Genomic DNA, 1,754 nt, shown 5'->3' on the forward strand with positions numbered 1-1,754 from the left:
GGACCGAAACCGGCGTCGGGCGGATCCTCGATAGCGACAGCCCAGCCGCCCCCATCCTCCGGCCAGGATTGAACCCGCCACGCGCCGCCGGGGCCGATCCAGGTGTCCATCAAAGCTGCCGATCCTTCATTATCATAGCCCAGTGGCTGGACCTGCCCGCAGTGGGTGCAACAGACCCTGGCCTTGGCACTTTCCGCCTCGCAATCGGGACGGCATTGGCAAATCCGCCCCTGCCAGGACCGGATACGCATCGGGTAGAGCGCCCGGCAGTGCGGGCACGGCAGCGGCGGCGTCAGCCTGCCCGACCGGTCAATCACGCCACCTGCTGCCATACGCCCTCGCGGATGTCGCCCAGCACCGAATCCAGCTTGCCGCCGAACAGCTTGTTCAGCCGGTCAAAGCCGCCGACATCCGCCTTGTACTGACCGGAATCCAGGAAATCGCGGTCAACGATGATTTCCTTGGCCACATCCTCGCCGATGCGTTTCAGCCAGCGTTGCTGAACCGGGGTCCAGGTCTGACTTTTCAGGATACGGGCCATGGCGTCGCGCACACGGTCGGCATAGGGGCGCAGCGGGTCGCCCAGTGCTGCCTGACGGATATAGCCGATGACCGATGCGGCAATATCCTCCGACTTCGCCTGTTCCCAGGCGCGGTGCAATGCCGCCTCGGTAAAGGCCCCTTCATCCAGGATCAGCTTGATCTGCCGCAGGTCTTCGCGTGTCAGGTCGCGGGGACGGGTGACGACGATGTTGAGCGCCGTCACCTTGTTCACATTGTCTTTCACCCAGGCGGCGAAGCTGTCCAGGTAATCCTCTGGCCGGGTCAGCTTGCCATCCTTGCCATAGCCGTGGCTGATGGAGACCAGATCGTCGGCATGTTCCGAAATCGGTATCGGGGCACCGGGCCGGTCGGGCCGCCAATCCAGAATGGGGCCAAGGCGCGGACGGGCGCGGAACCAGTCGGCCAGATCGGCCGGGCGGGCATCGGACAGACGCTGCATCGTGGTGTGCAGCGGCTCGCCCGCCTCCTGCTCATAGATGCGCAGGGCGCCATCGGTCAGCAGTTTGGCCCGGCGCTTCAGCTTGCTTTCAAGCTGCTGGCGGATGGTTTCCCGGTGCTGGTCGCTGGTGACGCCGGTCAGCTCATCCAGCAGCTTGGTGAAGGACAGCTTGGGTTCCACGCCGACCGGCTTCATGTCGGTCATAGATTCCAGGCTGGCATAGAGGTCCACGGCGTCAAAGATACGGAAGAAGTCCTTGCCGATCTCGTCACAGCGGCGGGTGGCCCGGCCCAGCATCTGTTCATACAGGATGCGGCTATTGACCCGGCGCAGGAACACCAGATTGGTGATCCGGGGGATATCAACGCCGGTGGTCAGCAGATCAACCGTGACGGCGATCTTGGGCTGTGGGTCGTTGCGGAAGGACAGGGTCAATGCCAAGGGCCGGTCCACGCTGCCGGTGATCTTCCTGACATCCGCGTCGTCAATATCGCCATAGGCTTCCTCGAACGCCTTCTTCACCTCTTCGACCACCATGTCGGCATGGCCGTCGCTGACCGCGAAGATCAGGGTCTTGTCGGGCAGGGTGGGGTCGATGTAGCTGGCCAGGGCCTTGGCGACAGTGCGGTTAAACTCACGGGTGATGACCCGGCGGTTGAACTGCTCCACCTCAAAGCTGAACTCATCCGGCGCAATGGTCGTGGAAATCGTGCCGTCCGCAATGTTCAGCAGATCGACCTGCTCACCCTTT

At 63.2% G+C, this 1,754-nt stretch carries 1 protein-coding gene; it reads right to left on the minus strand.

Features of this window, described 5'->3' with window-relative positions; all coding sequences use genetic code 11:
- Positions 1–313: 313 nt before the first annotated feature.
- Positions 314–1,754: type I restriction-modification enzyme R subunit C-terminal domain-containing protein (locus ACM9HJ_RS30905; protein ID WP_416575654.1), on the minus strand; the 1,441-nt coding region annotated here is incomplete at its 5' end.

Source organism: Niveispirillum sp. KHB5.9, from assembly GCF_048066115.1.
In the GTDB taxonomy this organism is placed as follows: domain Bacteria; phylum Pseudomonadota; class Alphaproteobacteria; order Azospirillales; family Azospirillaceae; genus Niveispirillum.